Origin of the sequence: uncultured Nocardioides sp. (assembly GCF_947489365.1) — a bacterium.
Classification (GTDB): domain Bacteria; phylum Actinomycetota; class Actinomycetes; order Propionibacteriales; family Nocardioidaceae; genus Nocardioides.
Genome location: NZ_CANLDB010000001.1, coordinates 807624 through 824813, shown reverse-complemented (window position 1 = coordinate 824813; position 17190 = coordinate 807624). Strand labels below are relative to the sequence as shown.

Below are 17190 nucleotides of genomic sequence, written 5' to 3'. Positions count from 1 at the left end.
CCGGACGGGCTCCAGGGTTTTCCCCGTACCGCGTCCGGGCCCCCGCGGACGACGGTCGGGGCATGACCCAGACAGCGCCTGACGTCCACACCGCCCCCGACCGCTCAGCGGCCGACCCGACCCGCACCGTGCTGACCGCCGCACTCGTGGTCGGGCCGGTCCTGTCGCTCGCCGCCGACACCACCTACGCGCTGCGGGGGTGGGACTCCCCCACCGCCGGCGTCGTCCACGTGCTCGGAGCGATCGCCTACGCCGCCGTCGTCCTGCGGGTCGCCGCCTGGCTGCCCGGCACCCGCCTGGCCGCCGCCCTGCTGGTGACGGCTCTGGCCGGGATGGCCGGCAACGTCGCCTACGGGTTCGAGGCCATCCACGCCTCGCTCGGCGACGTGGCCCTGGTCGACCAGGCCGGGGCGGCGAACCTCATCAAGCCGCTCGGGCTGTTCTTCCCACTCTCGCTCGCGCTGGTGGCGGTGGCCCTGTGGCGCCTGGGCCGACGCTGGGAACCGGTCCTGCTGGTCCTGGCCGTGGTCGCCTGGCCGGTCGCCCACATCGGGGACGTCGCCGTGGTCGCGGTGCCCGTCAACGTCGCGCTGGTCGTGCTGTTCGGCTCGCTGGTCCTCCGTCGGCCGGGACGGGACTAGCGCTTCGGGCGCTCGTCGACGATCCGCCGCATCTTGCCGACCGACCGCTCGACCCCGCCGGGGCCGACGACGTCCACGGCGACGGTGACGCCGATGACGGCCTTGATGCGCTCGCGCAGGGTGCGGCCGGCGTCCTCGGCGGACTCCGGGCCGACGCCCTCGCGGCGCTCGACCACGACGGTGAGCTCGTCGAGCGTGCCGGGGCGGGACAGGCGGCACTGGAAGTGCGGCGACAGCGCGGGCAGGTCGCGGAGGATCAGCTCCTCGATCTGGGTCGGGAAGAGGTTCACCCCGCGCAGGATGATCATGTCGTCGGTGCGGCCGGTGATCTTGCCCATCCGCCGCATCGTGCGCGCGGTGCCGGGCAGCAGCCTCGTCAGGTCCCGGGTGCGGTAGCGGATCACCGGCATCGCCTGCTTGGTCAGCGAGGTGAAGACGAGCTCACCCTCCTCACCGTCCGGCAGGACGTCGCCGGTGATCGGGTCGATGACCTCGGGGTAGAAGTGGTCCTCCCAGATCGTGGGGCCGTCCTTCGTCTCGACGCACTCGCTGGCGACGCCCGGCCCCATCACCTCGGACAGCCCGTAGATGTCGACGGCGTGCATGTCGAGGCGCTGCTCGAGCTCGTGCCGCATGTCGTCGGTCCACGGCTCGGCGCCGAAGATGCCGACCTTCAGCGAGGTGGTGCGGGGGTCGATGCCCTGGCGCTCCATCTCCTCGACGATCGCCAGCATGTACGACGGCGTCACCATGATCACGTCGGGCGCGAAGTCGCCGATGAGCTGCACCTGGCGCTCGGTCATGCCGCCCGAGACCGGGACGACGGTGCAGCCGAGGCGCTCGGCCCCGTAGTGGGCGCCGAGGCCGCCGGTGAACAGTCCGTAGCCGTACGCCACGTGGACGACGTGGCCCGCCCGCCCGCCGGCGGCGCGGATGCTGCGCGCGACGACGTCCGACCAGACGTCGAGGTCGTCCACCGTGTAGCCGACGACGGTCGGGCGGCCCGTCGTCCCGGAGGAGGCGTGGACCCGGGCGACCCGCTCGCGAGGCACGGCGAACATGCCGAACGGGTAGTTCTCCCGCAGGTCCGCCTTCGTCGTGAACGGCAGCCTCGCGAGGTCGGACAGCTCCCGGACGTCGTCCGGATGGGCGCCCGCGGCCTCGAACGCCGCCCGGTAGTGCGGGACGTTCTCGTACGCGTGGCGCACCGTCCACCGCAGCCGCTCGGTCTGCAGCGCCCGCAGCTCGTCGGTCGACGCCCGCTCGATCGGGTCGAGCTCGTCGGGGCGGGGGCTCAGGTCGTCCATGGACGCTCCTCTGCAGAGTGACTGACCGATCGGTCGGTAATGCTAGCGAGGGACGGCGCCCGCGGCTACGGCTCGCCCGCCGCGTCGGAGATCGAGGTGCGAGCGTCGCGCAGCGACCGAGCCACGAGATCCCGTGAGCCGCCGGGAGGTCAGCCCAGGTGGGCGCGGCCGGCGTCGGTGAGGACGCGGTCGCCCTTGTCGGTCGCGAGCAGCGGGGCGTCGCCGGTGTAGAGCCGGGCGAGGGCGGCGCGCTCGAGGCCGACCTCGCGGGCGAGCTGGTGCACCTCGAGCTTGTTCATCCGCCCACCGGGCGCAGCGCCGACCTGGCGCAGCAGCAGCGTGGTGGGGTCCTCCCCTGCCGGGACCTCGTCGACCTCGGTCGCGGCGGGCTCCAGGAGCGCCTCGAGCTGCACGAGGATGCCGCGCAGCGCCTTGCGGAGGACGACGAGCTGCGACTCCTCGGTCGCGGCGCCGCCGGAGCCCTGCCAGGTGCGCTTGGGGTGGCGTCGCAGGTACTCCTGCTCCAGCTCGAGCATCCGCGCCGTGTGGGTCGCGAACTGCTCGGCGGTGCCGTGCAGGAAGACCCAGTTGCGGGTCTCGTGGGCGTTGCGGCCCTGCTGCTCCAGCTCGTCGTCGGTGAGCTCGCCGGCCGGGCGGCCGAGGTAGGACGGGGTCGTCATGCGGGTTCTCCTCCGGGAGGGGGCGGGGCGAGGTGCTCCAGGTGGTCGAGACCGGCGTACACGGCGCGGGCGTTGCCGCCCAGCACGAGCCCGGCCAGCTCGTCGTCCAGCCCGAGGCCGACGACCGCGCGGGCGTTCGCGGCCGTGCCGGGGACCCCGGGCCAGTCGGTCGCGAAGATCCAGCGGCGGGCGAGGCGGCGCAGGTCGTAGCGGGCGTAGTACTCCGGCAGCCGCTTGGGAGGGAGCCCGGACAGCTCGATCCACACGTTCGGGTGGCTCAGCGCCATGAACGCGGCGGCGTCGTACCACCAGCCGCGCCCGCCGTGCGCGAGGACGACGTCCAGGCCGGGGAAGTCGCGGGCGACCGGCAGCAGGAACTCCGGGTCGGCGAGCTCGTTGCGTGAGCCGGGGAAGCTGCTCGTGCCGCAGTGGACGACGAGCGGGACGCCGCGCTCCTCCAGCACGGCGTACGCCGGGTAGAGCTGCGCGTCGTCGCACCGGAAGCCGCCGTGGACGGGGTGCAGCTTCAGGGCCGCCGCGCCGAGGTCGAGCTGGCGGCGCACCTCGGCGGCGATCGGGAAGTGCAGGTGCGGGTTGACGTTCGCGACGGGGCGGAACCGCTGCGGGTCGTGCTCGACGAGCGGCAGCAGGTCGTCGAAGCGCTGGTAGCCGGTCGCGCGGGGGCTGTACTCGCAGAACAGCAGCGCCGTGTCGACGCCCTGCTCGGCGAAGAGCTCGGCGAGGACCGCGGGCCGGGGGCGGCCCTCGGCGTCCCAGACCCGGTCGAGGATCCCCTCCGGGCCGAAGTCACGGGCCCACTGGATCCACGCGGGGGCGAGCGAGGTCAGGACGGGCACGTGGACGTGCGCGTCGACCAGGACGTGGCCGTCGAGCACGGTTACAGACCGGCGACGAGCGGGGTGTCCACGCCGATCTCGCCGGTCTTGTGGGCGCCGCCGGGCGCGCCGAGGGGCTCGTCGCGGCCGTCCAGGACCTCGGTGAAGAAGGCCCGGTTGTCCTCGACGTGGGCCTCGTCGCCGTCCGCCACCCGACGGTCCTGGCTGATCGCCTCCACCGGGCAGACCGGCTCGCAGGCGCCGCAGTCGATGCACTCCTTGGGGTTGATGTAGAGCTTCCGCTCCCCCTCGTAGATGCAGTCGACGGGGCACTCCTCGACGCAGCTCCTGTCCATCGTGTCGATGCACGGGCTGGCGATCACGTACGGCATGCAGGTCGCTCCTGACGTCTCGGAGTGGCGGGCTGGATCAGGCGGGGACGGGGACAGTGTGGGGCAGGTCGGTCGAGTGACCGGGGAAGAGCTGCGCGTCGGGGTCGAGGTGGACGGCGGCGTTGTTGACCGCGGTGGCGACCTCGCCGAACCCGACCGAGATGAGGCGCACCTTGCCGGTGTAGTCGGTGATGTCACCGGCGGCGTACACACCGGGGACGGCGGTCGCCATGGTGGTGTCGACGACGAGGTGCCGGTTGTCGTGCAGCTCGACGCCCCACTCGCGCAGCGGACCCAGGTTCGCGGTGAACCCGAGCGCCGCGACCACCTGCTGGCAGGGGACGGTCTCGGGATCGGCGCCCCTGATCTGGATCGTCGCCGACTCGATCCCGCCGTCGGCGAGGTCGCCGTCGAGCGCGACGACCTGGGCGTCGGTGACGATCCGCACCGTCGAGGCGCGCACCTGCTCCAGGCTCGCCGCGTGGGCGCGGAAGGCGGCCCGGCGGTGCACGAGGGTGACCGACGAGGCGACCGGCTCGAGCATCAGGCACCAGTCGATCGCGCTGTCACCGCCACCGACGACCACGACGTCGCGGCCGACGTACGCGTCCTTCGACGGCACGAAGTACTCGAGGCCCCGGCCGAGGAAGTCCTCCCCCGCCGGGAGCGGGCGCGGGGTGAAGGTGCCGATGCCACCGGTGACGACGACGGCACCGCAGTCGACCTCGACGCCGGCGCTGGTGCGGACGACGAGCCGCTCCCGCCCGGCGTCGTCGGTACGGCGGGACAGCTCCTGCGCCTCCTGGCCCAGCAGGTACGTCGGGTCGTACTGGTCGGCCTGCGTGCGCAGGCCCGCGATGAGGTCGCGGCCGGTCACGACCGGCAGCGCGGCGATGTCGTAGATCTCCTTCTCGGGGTACATCGCGGTGACCTGGCCGCCGACCTGGCTCAGCGAGTCGACGACCGCGACGGAGAGTCCGCGGACGCCGGCGTAGTAGGCGCCGTACAGCCCGACGGGTCCGGCGCCGACGATGAGGACGTCGACCTCGTGGCGCGTGCTGCTCGTGCTCACGTCGCCACCGCCGGCTCGGAGGGGGTCGGCTCGACGACCTCGGGCTCGTCGGCGGCGACGAGGAAGGCCCGCACCTTGAAGCGCTGCAGCTTGCCGGTCGCGGTCTTGGGCAGCTCGTCGACGTGCACGACCTGACGGGGCGCCTTGAAGTGCGCGAGGCCGTCGCGGCACCAGGCGACGAGGTCCTCCGCGCTGGCCTTCGTCCGGTCCGCCACCACGACGGCGACGGGCTTGTCGAGACCGTCGGCGTCGGCGAGACCGACCACGGCGGCCTCCTGCACCGCGGGGTGCTCCAGCAGACGGCTCTCGACCTCCGCCGGGGACACCCAGATCCCGCCGGCCTTGAGCATGTCGGTGTTGCGGCCCAGGCAGCGGAAGTAGCCCTCGTCGTCCTGGACGTAGGTGTCGCCGGTGCTCAGCCAGGAGCCCTGGAAGACCTGGCGGGTGGCGTCGGTGCGCCGCCAGTAACCGAGCGCGATGGACTCGCCCCGGACGTACAGCGCGCCGGGCTGACCGACGGGCGCCCGCTTGCCGTCCTCGTCGCGGACCTCGACCTCGTAGCCCGGGACGGCCCGGCCGGTGGTGCCGGGCCGGATGTCGCCGGGGCGGTTGGACAGGAAGATGTGCAGCGCCTCGGTGGACCCGATGCCGTCGAGGATCTGGACCCCGAAGCGGTCGGAGAACCGCTGCTGCAGCGGCGCCGGCAGCGCCTCCCCCGCGCTGGCGCACCAGCGGACCGAGGCGAACGCGTCGTCCGGGAGGTCGCTGGCGACGAGGGCCGCGTAGAAGGTCGGGACGCCGAAGAACAGCGTGGGCCGGTCGGCCGCGAGTCGCTCCCCCACCACGGCGGGGCTGGGCCGGCGGGGCTCGAGCACCGTGGTGGCGCCGACGGAGAAGGGGAAGAACAGCGAGTTGCCGATGCCGTAGGCGAAGAACAGCTTGGCCACCGAGAAGGTGACGTCGTCGGGGGTGATCCCGAGGACCTGGGTGCCGTAGGTCTCGCAGACGTGGCGGATGTTCGCGTGGCGGTGCATGGCCGCCTTCGGCTGGCCGGTCGTGCCCGAGGTGTAGAGCCACAGCGCCCAGCCGTCCTGGCTGGTCGCGGCGACGTCCCCGGCCGCGTCGTCGTCCGCGCGGGCCTCCCGGCCCAGGGCGACGACCGCGTCGAAGTCCCGGACGACGTGGGTGCCGTGGTCGGTGGCGAACGCGCCGGGCGCGCCGATCGTGGTGACCATCTCGACCTCGGGCGCCGCGGCGAGGGCCTCGGCGACGGTGCCGGCGAAGTCCTCGCTCACGACGACCATCCGGGCGCCGGAGTCGGCCATGATCCCGCCGAGCTCCTTCGCGGTGAGCATCGTCGAGACGGGGACGGCGACGACCCCGGCGTGGAAGGCGGCCAGCAGTCCCGCGAGCAGCGGGACGTCGTCCGCGGCCACGAACAGCACCCGGTCGTCGCGGCGCAGGCCCATCGCCCGGTACGCCGCCGCGACGTCGCGGACCAGGTCGGAGAGCTCGGCGTACGACGTCTCGCCGCCGGGTCCGCGGACGGCGGGGTGGTCGCCCCGCCCCTCGTCGAGGTGGCGGTGCAGGAGGTACTGCGCGGCGTTGGAGCCGCTCCGGTCGGAGGCGGGGGCGGCCACGGCTCAGACCCGCTTGTAGTCGTAGCTGCCGCGCTGCCCGCTGCCGTAGCGCCGCAGCGCTCCCTCCGGCCCGGACGCGTTGGGACGGTTGAAGATCCAGTTCTGCCAGGCGGTGAGCCGGCCGAACACCTTGGTCTCCATCGTCTCGGGGCCGACGAACCGGTGGTTCGCCTCCATGCCGGTCAGGGCGTCCGGCGACAGCGACGCGCGCTCCTCCAGGACGATCCTCAGCTCCTCCTCGAAGTCGATGTCGTCCATGGCCAGCGTGACGAGACCCGCCTCGTCGGCCGCGGTCGCGTCGAGCGCGGTGCCGAAGGTGGCGCGGGCCGCCTCGAGGTCGTCGTCGTGGCCCCAGAAGCGGCTGGCGAGCCGGGTCAGCCCGTTCGACATCGGGAACGGACCGTCGTTGGCGGCCGTGAGGGTGACCGTCGCCGGGTCGGCGTCGGGGTCGACGTCCTCGTAGACGCCCTCGAGCATGTACTGGCGGTCGCACGCCAGCAGCACCTCGGCGAGGAACCCGGCGTAGCAGCTGCCCGGCTCGACGATGCCGATGAGGCTGCGGCTGGTGACGTCGAGGCGCTTGAGCAGGCGCTTGAGGAACTGGGTGACCTCGTTGACGAACCAGTCGTCGGCGAGCTCGCGCAGCTGCTCGTCGTACGCGAGGACGGCGGCGGGGTCGCCGGCGGTGCGGAAGGTCCACGTGCCGAGGTCCTGCTCGTTGGTCCGCAGCCGCAGGACGAGGTCGTCGAGCGCACGGGCGACGGCGAACGGCCAGTAGTCGACGCCGGCGGCGAGGACGGCGGCCTCGTCGGCGGGCGGGGCGTCGGTCGGGCCCTCGATCGTGAGGTCGACCCGACGGGCGTCGCGGGCGATCTCGGCGCGGACGTACGGGTAGGTGAGGGTGTCGCCGTCCTCGGTGCGGTCGAGGGGGGTCAGCTCGACGCCCTCACCACCCGGCCGGCTCGAGCGGGACGCCGCGTCGGCGGCGCGGGCGGCGAGCTTCTCGTCCCACTCCCGCTTCGGGAAGGTGGCGTCGACGAAACCCCACCGGACGGCGGTCTCCCCGCGGTAGCCCTCGGACTTGGTGGCGAACAGGTCGGCGCGGTCCTTGCGGACCAGACGCTTGTCGACGACCCGGGTCAGGCCGCCGGTGCCGGGCAGCACGCCGAGCAGCGGCACCTCGGGGAGCGAGACGGTCGAGCTGCCGTCGTCGATGAGGACGATGTCGTCGCAGGCCAGGGCGAGCTCGTAGCCGCCGCCGGCCGCGGTGCCGTTGAGCGCGGCGACGTACGTCTGACCGCTGTGCTCGGTGGCGTCCTCGATGCCGTTGCGGGTCTCGTTGGTGAACTTGCAGAAGTTCACCTTCCAGGCGTGGCTGGACTGGGCGAGCATCCGGATGTTGGCGCCCGCGCAGAACATGCGGTCCAGGCCCCCGGTCACGACCACGGCCTTGACGCCCGGGTGCTCGAAGCGCAGCCGCTGGACGGCGTCGTGCAGCTCGATGTCGACGCCCAGGTCGTAGGAGTTCATCTTCAGCTCGTAGCCGGGCACCAGGCCGCCGTCCTCGGCGACCGTGAGCGTGAGGGTCGCGACCTCGCCGTCGACGTCCAGGCGCCAGTGCTTGTAGCGGTCCGGGTGGGTGTCGAAGTCGACGACCGGCGGGGCGACGGCCCCGGCGTCCGGGCCGGCGTCGGCCGTCTGCGTCTCCGGCTCGTCGTGCTGGACGGCAGTCATGTGGGCACCTCTCGGTCAGGACCCGGCACGGCACCGCTCGCCTGCGCGGGCCTCCGGCGTGAGGTGAAACACTCTACGGAAAGTTGGTAAGCCGTCAAGTGCGTGTGGAACGAATTGTGGCAGGGTGCTCCGTGCGACCCTGTCTGACGATCACGCCGGCCGGTGCACCGCGAGAGGAGGCCCCGTGAGCGAGAGCCCGAGCGCCCTCACGCGGCGCCGCGAGGTCGGGTCGGCGTCCGCGCGCTCCCTGCTGCTGACGATCCTCGGCGAGTTCGCGCTCCCCCGCTCCGAGCCGGTGTGGACCGCCACCGTCCTGGACGCCCTCTCCCGCCTCGGGGTCGAGCAGCGCGCCGCTCGCCAGGCGCTGGCCCGGACCAGCGCCGAGGACCTGCTCGCCTCCGAGCGGCACGGCCGTCGTACGGCGTGGTCGCTGACGCCGCGCGGCGCCGAGCTGCTGGCCGAGGGCACCACGCGCATCTACGGCTTCCTGCGGTCCTCGCACGTGTGGGACTCGCGGTGGCTCGTGCTGACCGTGTCGATCCCCGAGAGCCAGCGGCGCCTGCGCCACCGGCTGCGCACGCGGCTGACGTGGCTCGGCATGGGGTCGCCGTACTCGGGCCTGTGGGTCTCCCCCGACGCCGAGAAGGTGGCCGAGGTCGACGAGGTGATCACCGAGCTCGGGCTGGGCGACCAGAGCGTCGCCTGGGTCGGCCCGACCGCGGGCATCGGCAACGAGTCGCTGCTGGTGGACGCCGCCTGGGACCTCGCCGGTCTCGCCGAGCGCTACCGGGTCTTCCTGGCGACCTTCAGCGACCGGCGGGCCGACTCCGCCGATGAGGCCTTCACCGCGCAGGTCGAGCTCGTGCAGGAGTGGCGCCGCTTCCCGTTCCTCGACCCCGACCTGCCCCGTGAGCTGCTGGACGACGACTGGCCGGGCCGCGCCGCCGCCGATGTCTTCCACGCCCGCCACGCCGCGTGGCACGCCGGCGCCCAGGAAGTCTGGGCCCGCCTGCAGGCCGAGGCCTCCGACCGGATCTAGCCCACCGGAGATCGAGGTGCGAGGCCGGCCGCACCACCGGAGATCGAGGTGCAAGCACGGCCGCGAGACCGGAGATCGAGGTGCGAGGCCGGCCGCACCACCGGAGATCGAGGTGCGAGGCCGGCCACGGCCGAGCCACGAGATCCCGCGAGACGACCGCAGGACCCCTCACCGGATCTCGTGGCTCGGTCGCTGCGCGACACTCGCACCTCGATCTCCGGGCGAGGGTTCAGTACTGGTGCTCCTCCACGTCCACGTAGCCGCCCTGCTCCTCGTGGCCCGGTCCACGCCCGTCCGGGGTGCCCGAGGCCGCGGACGACGCGGGACGCGCCTCCGGCCGCGGACGCCGGCCGCCGGCGCCGACCCGCTTGCGCAGGTCGCCGTCCACCGGACCGCGGAACCCGCGGACGACCAGCCAGTCGTGGACGACGTCCCTCTGGGCGTGGTCGCGGATGCGGTTGTGGATGTAGTTGATGTCGCGGGCGGCGGCCTCCGCCTCGAGGCGCTCGAGGACGAACGAGCCGACGCCGGCCTCCTGGTGGCCGGGGTCGACGGCGAGGAGGATCTCCGCGTCACCGCCCCACGTGGTGTCGAGGCGGCCGTAGCCGACGACCGCGCCGCCGGCGTCGCGGGCCGAGAACCAGTCCCCCGGCAGCTGCTCGCCGTCGGAGAACGGGAGCACGAAGGCCCCCTCGGGGGCGCCGCCGATCACGCGGACCTTGTCGGCGTCCCACGTCGGGGACTCCTCGCGGACCCACTGCAGGTCGCTGGCGACGGACGACGGGTCGGGAGCGACGGTCATCTCAGGCCATGCCCTCTTCGGCCAGGTGGACGTAGTCGAACTCGACCGGCTGGTCGTTGATGCCGGTCTTCGGGGGTGCGATCCACGGCGCGAACTCGCCGTAGGTGTAGACGGGCACCATCAGCGCGGCGACCGCCCGACGGTCCTCCTCGGAGGGCAGCCAGCCGCCGACACCGGCCTCCCAGGCCGCGTCGTCGATGACCTCGCCCTCGGGGCTCACGTGGTGGCTGGCGTACGCGCCCACCTTGCGGTTGAAGCCCTCGTGCGGCAGGAACAGACGCTCGGTGAGCCCGGCGTCCTCGAGCTCCTGGTTCCAGCGGCGGACGCCGTTCGCGCAGTCGGCGACGTACTCGTCGCGGAGGTCGAGGTTGAGCGCGCTCAGCATCGGGACGGTCTTCTGCCTGATCTGCCCGTCCTCGACGTAGTTCATCTCGCGCTCGTCGTCGAGCAGCACGTGGTCGTCCTTGCGACGGGTCTCCTGCCAGCGGCCCTTGAGGCCCGAGGAGTAGTAGTTGCCGGCGTTGGTGGACTGCTCGGAGCCGAACAGGTCCATCGAGACCGAGAACTGGAAGTTGAGGTACTTCTGGACGACGTCGAGCGGGATGACGCCGTCCTCGAAGGTCGCCTCGCCACCCTTGGCCTTCATCACCTCGGCGGTGCGCTCCACCACGCGCTGCACGCCGGTGGTGCCGACGAACATGTGGTGCGCCTCCTCCTTCAGCATGAACTCGCACGTGCGCGCCAGCGGGTCGAACGCCGACTCCTTGAGCGTGCCGAGCTGGTACTTGCCGTCACGGTCGGTGAAGTAGGTGAACATGAAGAACTGCAGCCAGTCGGTGGTCTCCTCGTTGAAGGCGCCGAGGATGCGCGGGGCGTCGAGGTCGCCGGAGTTGCGCTTGAGCAGCTGCTCGGCCTCGTCGCGGCCCTCGCGACCGAAGTAGGCGTGCAGGAGGTAGACCATCGCCCAGAGGTGTCGACCCTCCTCGACGTTGACCTGGAAGAGGTTGCGCAGGTCGTAAATGCTCGGCGCGGTGTTGCCGAGGATCCGCTGCTGCTCGACCGAGGCCGGCTCGGTGTCGCCCTGGATGACGATGAGCCGCATCAGGTCGGCGCGGTGCTCCCCGGGCACCTCCTGCCAGGCGGGCTCACCCTTGTGCTTGCCGAAGGCGATCTGGCGGTCGGGGTTCTGCTCGGCGAGGAAGATGCCCCAGCGGTACTCCTCCATCGGCACGTGCTCGAAGTGCGCCCACCCGTCGCGGCCGACGGCGATGGCGGTGCGGAGGTAGACGTCCTCGGTCGGCAGGGCCGGGCCGAGGGTCTTCCACCAGTCCAGGAACTTCGGCTGCCAGCCCTCGAGGGCGCGCTGCAGCCGGCGGTCCCCGGCGAGGTTCACGTTGTTCGGGATGCGCTCGTCGTAGTCGATGGTGCTGACCGGGCCGGTGGGCTCGGGAGCGGCTCCGGTGCGCGGGTCGTCAACGGTCGTCATCGCGGTCTCCTCGTGAGCGAAGTAGGTCCTATATGTTCTACACTCTCGTGACGGATTTGCCAAGAGATGTCACACATTCTGATCCGCGATGATCCTCCCCGTGCGTTCCGACACCTCGTTCCGCAGCGGCGACGGCACCTGCGCCGCCTGGCTCTACCGACCCGGCACGGACGACGGGGGTCGGCGCCCCGCGGTCGTCCTGGCGCACGGCCTCGGCGGGACCCGCCAGATGCGGCTGGCGGCGTACGCCGAGCGGTTCAGCGCCGCCGGGTACGTCTGCCTCGTCCTCGACCACCGCCACTTCGGCGCGAGCAGCGGGGAGCCCCGCCAGCTCCTGTCCGTACGACGCCAGCTCGAGGACTGGCGCGCCGCGATCGCGCACGTGCGGGGGCTGGAGGGCGTGGACCCGGACCGTGTCGTCGCGTGGGGCACCAGCTTCGGCGGTGGGCACGCCCTCACGCTGGCCGCCGAGGACCGCCGGCTGGCCGCGGCGATCGCCCAGTGCCCGTTCACCGACGGCGTGGCCTCGGCGCTCGCCGTCCCGCCGCTCACGAGTGTCCGGCTGACCGCGGTCGCTCTCCGGGACCGGGCCGGTGCCCTCGCGGGACGACCACCTGTCTACCGGCCGGCCGCCGGCGAGCCGGGCCGGACGGCCTTCATGACCGCCCACGACGCACTGCCGGGCATGACGGCGCTCGGTCGGGGCGCGGACGACTTCGACAACCGCCTCACGGCCCGCTCGGCCCTCGACGTGCTGCGCTACGCCCCCGGGCGGCGGGCCTCACGCATCGGCTGCCCGCTGTTCGTCGCCCTCTGCGAGCCCGACACGGTCGCGCCGAGCGCGCGCGCCCGTCGGCAGGTGTCGCGGGCGCCGCGGGTCGAGGTCCGCACCTACCCCGTGGGGCACTTCGCGATCTACCTCGGCGAGGCGTTCGAGGCTGCGATGGCCGACTACCTGGACTTCCTGGCCCGTCACGTGCCGGTAAGATGAGCGGGCGGTGGGGCGACGGCGGGCTGGGCCCGCCGGATCACCACCGACGCGAGCAGCGTGGTGATCGGGACCGCAGCGACGAGACCGAGGGTCGCCACCGCGCTGCGGGCGATCTCCTGGGCCACCAGCTGGGTCGTCACCACCCCGGTGAACGACGAGTTGTCGGCCACGATGAGCAGGAGCAGCGGCAGGGTCGACCCGGCGTACGCGAGGACGATGGTGTTGACCACCGACGCGATGTGGGCGCGGCCGACGCGGGAGGCGGCGGCGTACAGCCCCCGGACGCCGGACGTCGGGTCCGCCGCGGCGAGCTCGGCGACGGTGGCGGACTGGGTGACCGTGACGTCGTCCAGCACGCCGACGGAGCCGATGATGATGGCCGCGACGAGCAGGCCGGCCATGTCGACGCCGTACGTGGTGAAGACGGAGCCGGACAGGTCGTCGGTGACGCCGGTGAGGTTCAGCCCGGCGGTCGCGACGACGGCGAGGACGCCGGTCAGCGCGAGGCTCGCGAGCGTGCCGACCACGGCGACCGTGGTCACCAGCGTCAGCCCGTGGGTGAGGTAGAGGACCGTCAGCACGATGAGGGCCGCACCGACGATCGCCACCAGCACCGGCGACGAGCCGGCGAGGACCGCCGGCACCACGAACAGCAGCAGCACCCCGAACGTCACCGCCAGCCCGAGCAGCGCCGCCAGGCCCCGTAGTCGCCCGAAGGCGACCAGCGCCAGGGCGAAGACCCCCACCAGCACCCACATCCCGGTGCCGCGCTGGTGGTCGACGATCGTGTACGTCGGCCCGTCCGGCCCCTCCGCCTCGGTCACGACGACGTCGTCCCCGACCGCGATCCGGGGCGCACCGGCCCCGTTGGGCAGGGCGACCTCGACGTCGGTGTCGGAGTCCTCGAGCAGGATTCCCGCCGTCCCGCAGCCGTTGACGTCGTCGGGCAGCGACGCCTCGCACGGCTGGGCGTCGATCGCCGTGACCCGGGCGTCGCGCTGCGCCGCGGCCAGCCCGTCGGAGGAGTCGACACCCTCCGTCGGCCACAGCAGCGCCGTCGCCACGAGGGTCAGCGCCGCGATCGGGAGGATCAGCGCCAGCGCCCACCGGCGCATCCGTCGCGTCTGCGGCGCCGCCGTCCGCGCGTGGTTCCCACCCATGCGCGCATCCTCCCAGGCGTGCCTGCTCCGGAGGTCGAGGTTCGGGCGTCGCGCAACGACCGAGCCACGGATCCGGCGGGAGGCGCGCGGTCAGATCAGGGGTAGTGCGACGACCGGCGGGCTAGCGCACGCGGAAGGTCATCGACCGCGACGACGCCCGGCCGTGGCGGTCGACGGTGCGGACCTGCGCGACGTGGCGGCCGGACACCAGGTCCTCGGGAAGCGCGAGACGCCACAGGTGGCTGGTGCGGTCGACGAGACCGCCGCCGTGGACCATCGTCTCCCGGTTGGCCGTGGGGTCGGACCACTCCGCGCCCACGCGCAGCGGCTCGCCCTGCATCGGCTGGGTGTGCTCGGCGTCCTGCCACCGGCCGGGCCGCCCGTCGGGACCGGTCATCCGGACGCGCACCGAGCTCGCCGACGTCCCGAGGAACACGTTCGAGGTCAGCCAGGAGCCGCCGCGGAGGTCCCGTCGGGTGACGACCCGGGCAGGCGGCGGGGTGCCGCGCGTCGCCGTGGCGCGGGGACGCACGGCGGCCTCCCGGCTGTTGCTCCGGGCGGCGGCCTGGTTGTCGGCGAACCAGTCGCGGTACGCCGGGGTGTTGAGGCCCAGCGACAGCGACGGACCGCGACCGGGGCCGCGGACGTCGTACGACTCGGTGAAGCGGGTGCCGTCGAGCTCGAGGGTCATCACGCCCGGGTGGGCGCCGTCGCGCATGATCGCCGTGGGGTAGCCCTCGGGCAGCATCCGGCCGGCGTACCAGTGGCCGGAGACCGCGCCCGCGACCAGGTGGTCGAACGGCAGCCCGTCGTCACCGAGGACGTCCTTCCACCCCGCCAGGAGGTCACCCTCGCGGAGGTTCTCGATCATGTGGGTGTGGCCGCTGACGGACACGACGGTCCGACCCTCGAGGAGGCGGTAGAGCTTTGCGAGGCCGCGGATCTGGTGGCTGGGGCTGTAGTAGGTCTCCAGCAGCGGGATGTGCCCGGCGAGGACGACGAGACGGTCCTCGGGCACCCGTGCGAGGTCGCGGCGGAGCCAGGCGAGCTGCTCGGGGTCGATCGCGCCTCGGTAGGAGCTCATGGCGGGCGGGGTCTGGGTCGGGTACTCCACGGTCTGCAGCGCGACGACGTGCGCCCGGCCGACGTCGTAGGAGTAGTGGGTCGGGCCGAACTCCGAGCGGTAGGTGTCGAAGTTGTGCTCGGCGCTCGGGGAGTCGTAGTCGAGGTCGTGGTTGCCGGGCAGGGCGCGGGCGGGGCCGTTCAGCATCGAGGTGAGCGCCCGGGTGCGCTCGAAGATCGACAGGTCGTCGCCGACCAGGTCACCGACCATGAGGACGCCGCAGCCGCGGTGGTCGGTCCGTCCGGCGAGGTCCCCGAACGTGCCGGCGCGGGCGTACTCCGCCTCCTGCTCCGTGTAGGTCTGCACGTCGGCGGCCATCACGCAGCGCTGGTCGGCCGAGGCGGTCGCGGCGCTGCGCACCAGCGGGAAGTTCACCGCCGCGGGCAGGGCGCCGGTCGGCTCGAGGCCGCCGTACCGCAGGGGCGGCGAGCCCGCGGGGAGGTGGTTGTAGAAGAACTGGGCGATGTTCGCGTCGTCCACCGGCACCTGCCAGCCGCGCGGCTGCACGACGGAGACGGTCGTGTTGTCGCTCACGGGCAGCGTGTAGCGGCCCTGGCGGTCGGTCGTGACGACCTGGCGCCCGTTCGACACCGACACCCCCGGCAGGCCGCGCTCCCCGGGGTCCTGGCGGGAGTCCCGGTCGGCGTCGTCGAACACGGTGCCCTCGAGCCGTCGTGGCGTCCTGTCCTGCCCGCGGACGACGTGGACCTCGCCGCGGAAGGTCGCGTCGCGGTCGGCGGCGGCAGGGGCGGCCGCCGCGCGGGGCTCCGCGGCCGCGGCCGGGGCGAGCAGGCCAGCGACGGCCAGGGTGGTCAGGGCGACGAGGACCCGCGGCGTCCGGCGGCAGGTCTGGCGTGGGGTCGACAAGAGGGGGCTCCCGAGTCAGTGGCGCCAGGTCCCGAGTGACCGGCGCTCCGCGGGCAGCCTGCGGGGACCGGACGAACGGCGTCCATCGGGAACGCGACCCCCGGGTGAAGTCCGCGTCGATCACGCCGCGACGGTGACCTCGACGACCGGCGGTCCCGACGCGGTCGTCGCCAGGGCTCCTCCCTGCTCGACCACCTCAGCACTCGGAGATCGAGGCGCGAGCGTCGCGCAGCGACCGAGCCACGAGATCCCCGCGAGAGGCCCCGGGATCGCCACCGGGTCTCGTGGCTCCTCGCCAGAGCTCGGAGCACCTCGACCTCCGCCGAGTCACCCGGAGGTCGAGGCGCGAGCGTCGCCAGGGCTCCCCCTGCTCGATCACCCAGCACCCGGAGATCGAGGTGCGAGCGTCGCGCAGCGACCGAGCCACGAGATCCCCCCGAGGGGCCCCGGGACCGTCACCGGGTCTCGTGGCTCCTCGCCAGGGCTCGGAGCACCTCGACCTCCGGCGGGTCACCCGGAGATCGAGGTGCGAGCGTCGCCAGGGCTCCCCCTGCTCGACCACCCCAGGAGGCGGTCAGCCGGCGGCGGAGGCGGGGGTCCAGCGGGTCGCGGCGTGGGCGAGGGCGGGGGGTTCGAGCCGGGCGACGAGGCCCTCGAACAGCGCGAGGGCGTCGGCGGCGGGCCAGTCCGTGGGCAGGAGCTCGGGCGGGAGGCCGGGGTCGCGGAAGGGCAGCTTGCGCCAGTGGTCCACGAGCTCCACGTAGGTGGCGAAGGCGTCGCCGGGGGTGTCGACCGCGACCGTCCCGAACCGGGCCAGGAAGTCCCGGTAGCCCTCCGCGATGCCGTCGAGGTCCCAGCTGCCGGCCACGAGGGTGCGGAGGTCCTGCCCACCGACGTGGGCTCCCTCGAACACCGCCGAGTACGACGTCAGCCCGAGCTCGGCGATCGCCTGCTCCGCCGCGGCCCGCATGCGGGCGGGCGCGATCCACATCGCCGTGCCGACGTTGCCGAACCCCAGCGCGGCGAGGTGGGAGCGGAGCTGGTGGCGCTTCGCCCGCTCGGTCTCCGGGACGGAGAAGTTCACGACGCACCACCCGTCGTCCAGGGCGGCCTGCCGGCGGGCGTGCCAGATCACCTCGTCGCCGGCCGCCAGCGACGTCAGCGCCTGCCGCGTCAGGGCGTAGCCGCGCACCCCGTCGCGCACCTCGGAGACCAGCCAGTCCCGCTTCTTCAGCCGGAAGACCGCCGTCCGCACGCTCGTGGGGTCGAGGCCCACCTCGCCGAGCAGGTCGACGGCGCCGCCGATCGGCATCCAGTCCCCCATCGACCGCACGACCGAGCCGAGGAACGTGACGACCACGGTCCGGGTGCTCCGGGCCGTACCGTCCCCGTCGCTCCTGCTCACGGCGCCCATCCTGCC

The 17190-nt window shown here is 73.3% G+C and carries 15 protein-coding genes; 3 read left to right on the top strand and 12 right to left on the bottom strand.

Translation table 11 applies throughout. The features are described from left to right. Nucleotides 1–62: 62 nt before the first annotated feature. Nucleotides 63–641 (top strand): hypothetical protein, encoded by a 579-nt coding sequence (locus tag Q0858_RS03930; protein ID WP_299051308.1) that lies wholly within the window; start codon nucleotides 63–65, stop codon nucleotides 639–641. Here Q0858_RS03930 and paaK read toward each other — a convergent pair. The 7 genes from paaK to boxC form a co-directional block, all read right to left on the bottom strand. After that, nucleotides 638–1948 (bottom strand): phenylacetate--CoA ligase PaaK, encoded by a 1311-nt coding sequence (gene paaK, locus Q0858_RS03925; RefSeq protein WP_299051306.1) that lies wholly within the window; start codon nucleotides 1946–1948, stop codon nucleotides 638–640. The two genes, Q0858_RS03930 and paaK, sit on opposite strands and share 4 nt — an antisense overlap. A 149-nt stretch (nucleotides 1949–2097) precedes the next feature. Continuing rightward, complete coding sequence (locus Q0858_RS03920) at nucleotides 2098–2628, bottom strand: DUF6158 family protein (protein ID WP_299051304.1); 531 nt, start codon at nucleotides 2626–2628, stop codon at nucleotides 2098–2100. Further along, the gene (locus Q0858_RS03915) at nucleotides 2625–3524 is read right to left on the bottom strand and encodes an amidohydrolase family protein (RefSeq protein WP_299051302.1); all 900 of its coding nucleotides are present in this window, start codon (nucleotides 3522–3524) and stop codon (nucleotides 2625–2627) included. Before Q0858_RS03915 ends, Q0858_RS03920 begins: the two co-directional genes overlap by 4 nt. A gap of 2 nt (nucleotides 3525–3526) precedes the next feature. Beyond that, on the bottom strand, nucleotides 3527–3856 hold the full coding sequence (gene fdxA / locus Q0858_RS03910; protein WP_299051300.1) for a ferredoxin: 330 nt from the start codon (nucleotides 3854–3856) through the stop codon (nucleotides 3527–3529). 37 nt (nucleotides 3857–3893) lie between these two features. Beyond that, nucleotides 3894–4928 carry an NAD(P)/FAD-dependent oxidoreductase gene (locus tag Q0858_RS03905; RefSeq protein WP_299051298.1) on the bottom strand — a complete coding sequence of 345 codons (1035 nt, stop codon included), beginning with the start codon at nucleotides 4926–4928 and terminating at the stop codon, nucleotides 3894–3896. Further along, a complete protein-coding gene (locus tag Q0858_RS03900) occupies nucleotides 4925–6568 on the bottom strand; it encodes a benzoate-CoA ligase family protein (RefSeq protein ID WP_299051297.1) in 1644 nt (547 codons plus the stop codon). Before Q0858_RS03900 ends, Q0858_RS03905 begins: the two co-directional genes overlap by 4 nt. A 3-nt stretch (nucleotides 6569–6571) precedes the next feature. Then, complete coding sequence (gene boxC, locus Q0858_RS03895) at nucleotides 6572–8302, bottom strand: 2,3-epoxybenzoyl-CoA dihydrolase (protein ID WP_299051296.1); 1731 nt, start codon at nucleotides 8300–8302, stop codon at nucleotides 6572–6574. Nucleotides 8303–8486: 184 nt separating this feature from the next. Between boxC and Q0858_RS03890 the strand changes: the two genes are divergently transcribed. Further along, complete coding sequence (locus tag Q0858_RS03890) at nucleotides 8487–9341, top strand: PaaX family transcriptional regulator C-terminal domain-containing protein (RefSeq protein WP_299051295.1); 855 nt, start codon at nucleotides 8487–8489, stop codon at nucleotides 9339–9341. 229 nt (nucleotides 9342–9570) lie between these two features. Here Q0858_RS03890 and Q0858_RS03885 read toward each other — a convergent pair whose 3' ends face one another. Both Q0858_RS03885 and boxB read right to left on the bottom strand, forming a co-directional pair. Then, nucleotides 9571–10143: a GNAT family N-acetyltransferase gene (locus Q0858_RS03885; RefSeq protein ID WP_299051293.1), complete on the bottom strand. Its 573-nt coding sequence runs from the start codon at nucleotides 10141–10143 to the stop codon at nucleotides 9571–9573. Between the two features lies 1 nt (nucleotide 10144). Beyond that, nucleotides 10145–11629 (bottom strand): benzoyl-CoA 2,3-epoxidase subunit BoxB, encoded by a 1485-nt coding sequence (gene boxB, locus Q0858_RS03880; RefSeq protein ID WP_299051291.1) that lies wholly within the window; start codon nucleotides 11627–11629, stop codon nucleotides 10145–10147. Nucleotides 11630–11729: 100 nt separating this feature from the next. Between boxB and Q0858_RS03875 the strand changes: the two genes are divergently transcribed. Then, entirely contained in the window at nucleotides 11730–12620 is an 891-nt protein-coding gene (locus Q0858_RS03875) for an alpha/beta fold hydrolase (RefSeq protein ID WP_299051290.1), read from the top strand. Here the strand turns inward: Q0858_RS03875 and Q0858_RS03870 are convergent. The 3 genes from Q0858_RS03870 to Q0858_RS03860 form a co-directional block, all read right to left on the bottom strand. After that, a complete protein-coding gene (locus Q0858_RS03870; protein ID WP_299051289.1) occupies nucleotides 12602–13780 on the bottom strand; it encodes a YibE/F family protein in 1179 nt (392 codons plus the stop codon). The two genes, Q0858_RS03875 and Q0858_RS03870, sit on opposite strands and share 19 nt — an antisense overlap. Nucleotides 13781–13901: 121 nt before the next feature. Further along, entirely contained in the window at nucleotides 13902–15770 is a 1869-nt protein-coding gene (locus tag Q0858_RS03865; RefSeq protein ID WP_299051287.1) for a calcineurin-like phosphoesterase family protein, read from the bottom strand. Nucleotides 15771–16344: 574 nt separating this feature from the next. Further along, nucleotides 16345–17175: a PaaX family transcriptional regulator C-terminal domain-containing protein gene (locus tag Q0858_RS03860; RefSeq protein ID WP_299051285.1), complete on the bottom strand. Its 831-nt coding sequence runs from the start codon at nucleotides 17173–17175 to the stop codon at nucleotides 16345–16347. Between the last annotated feature and the right edge of the window lie 15 nt (nucleotides 17176–17190).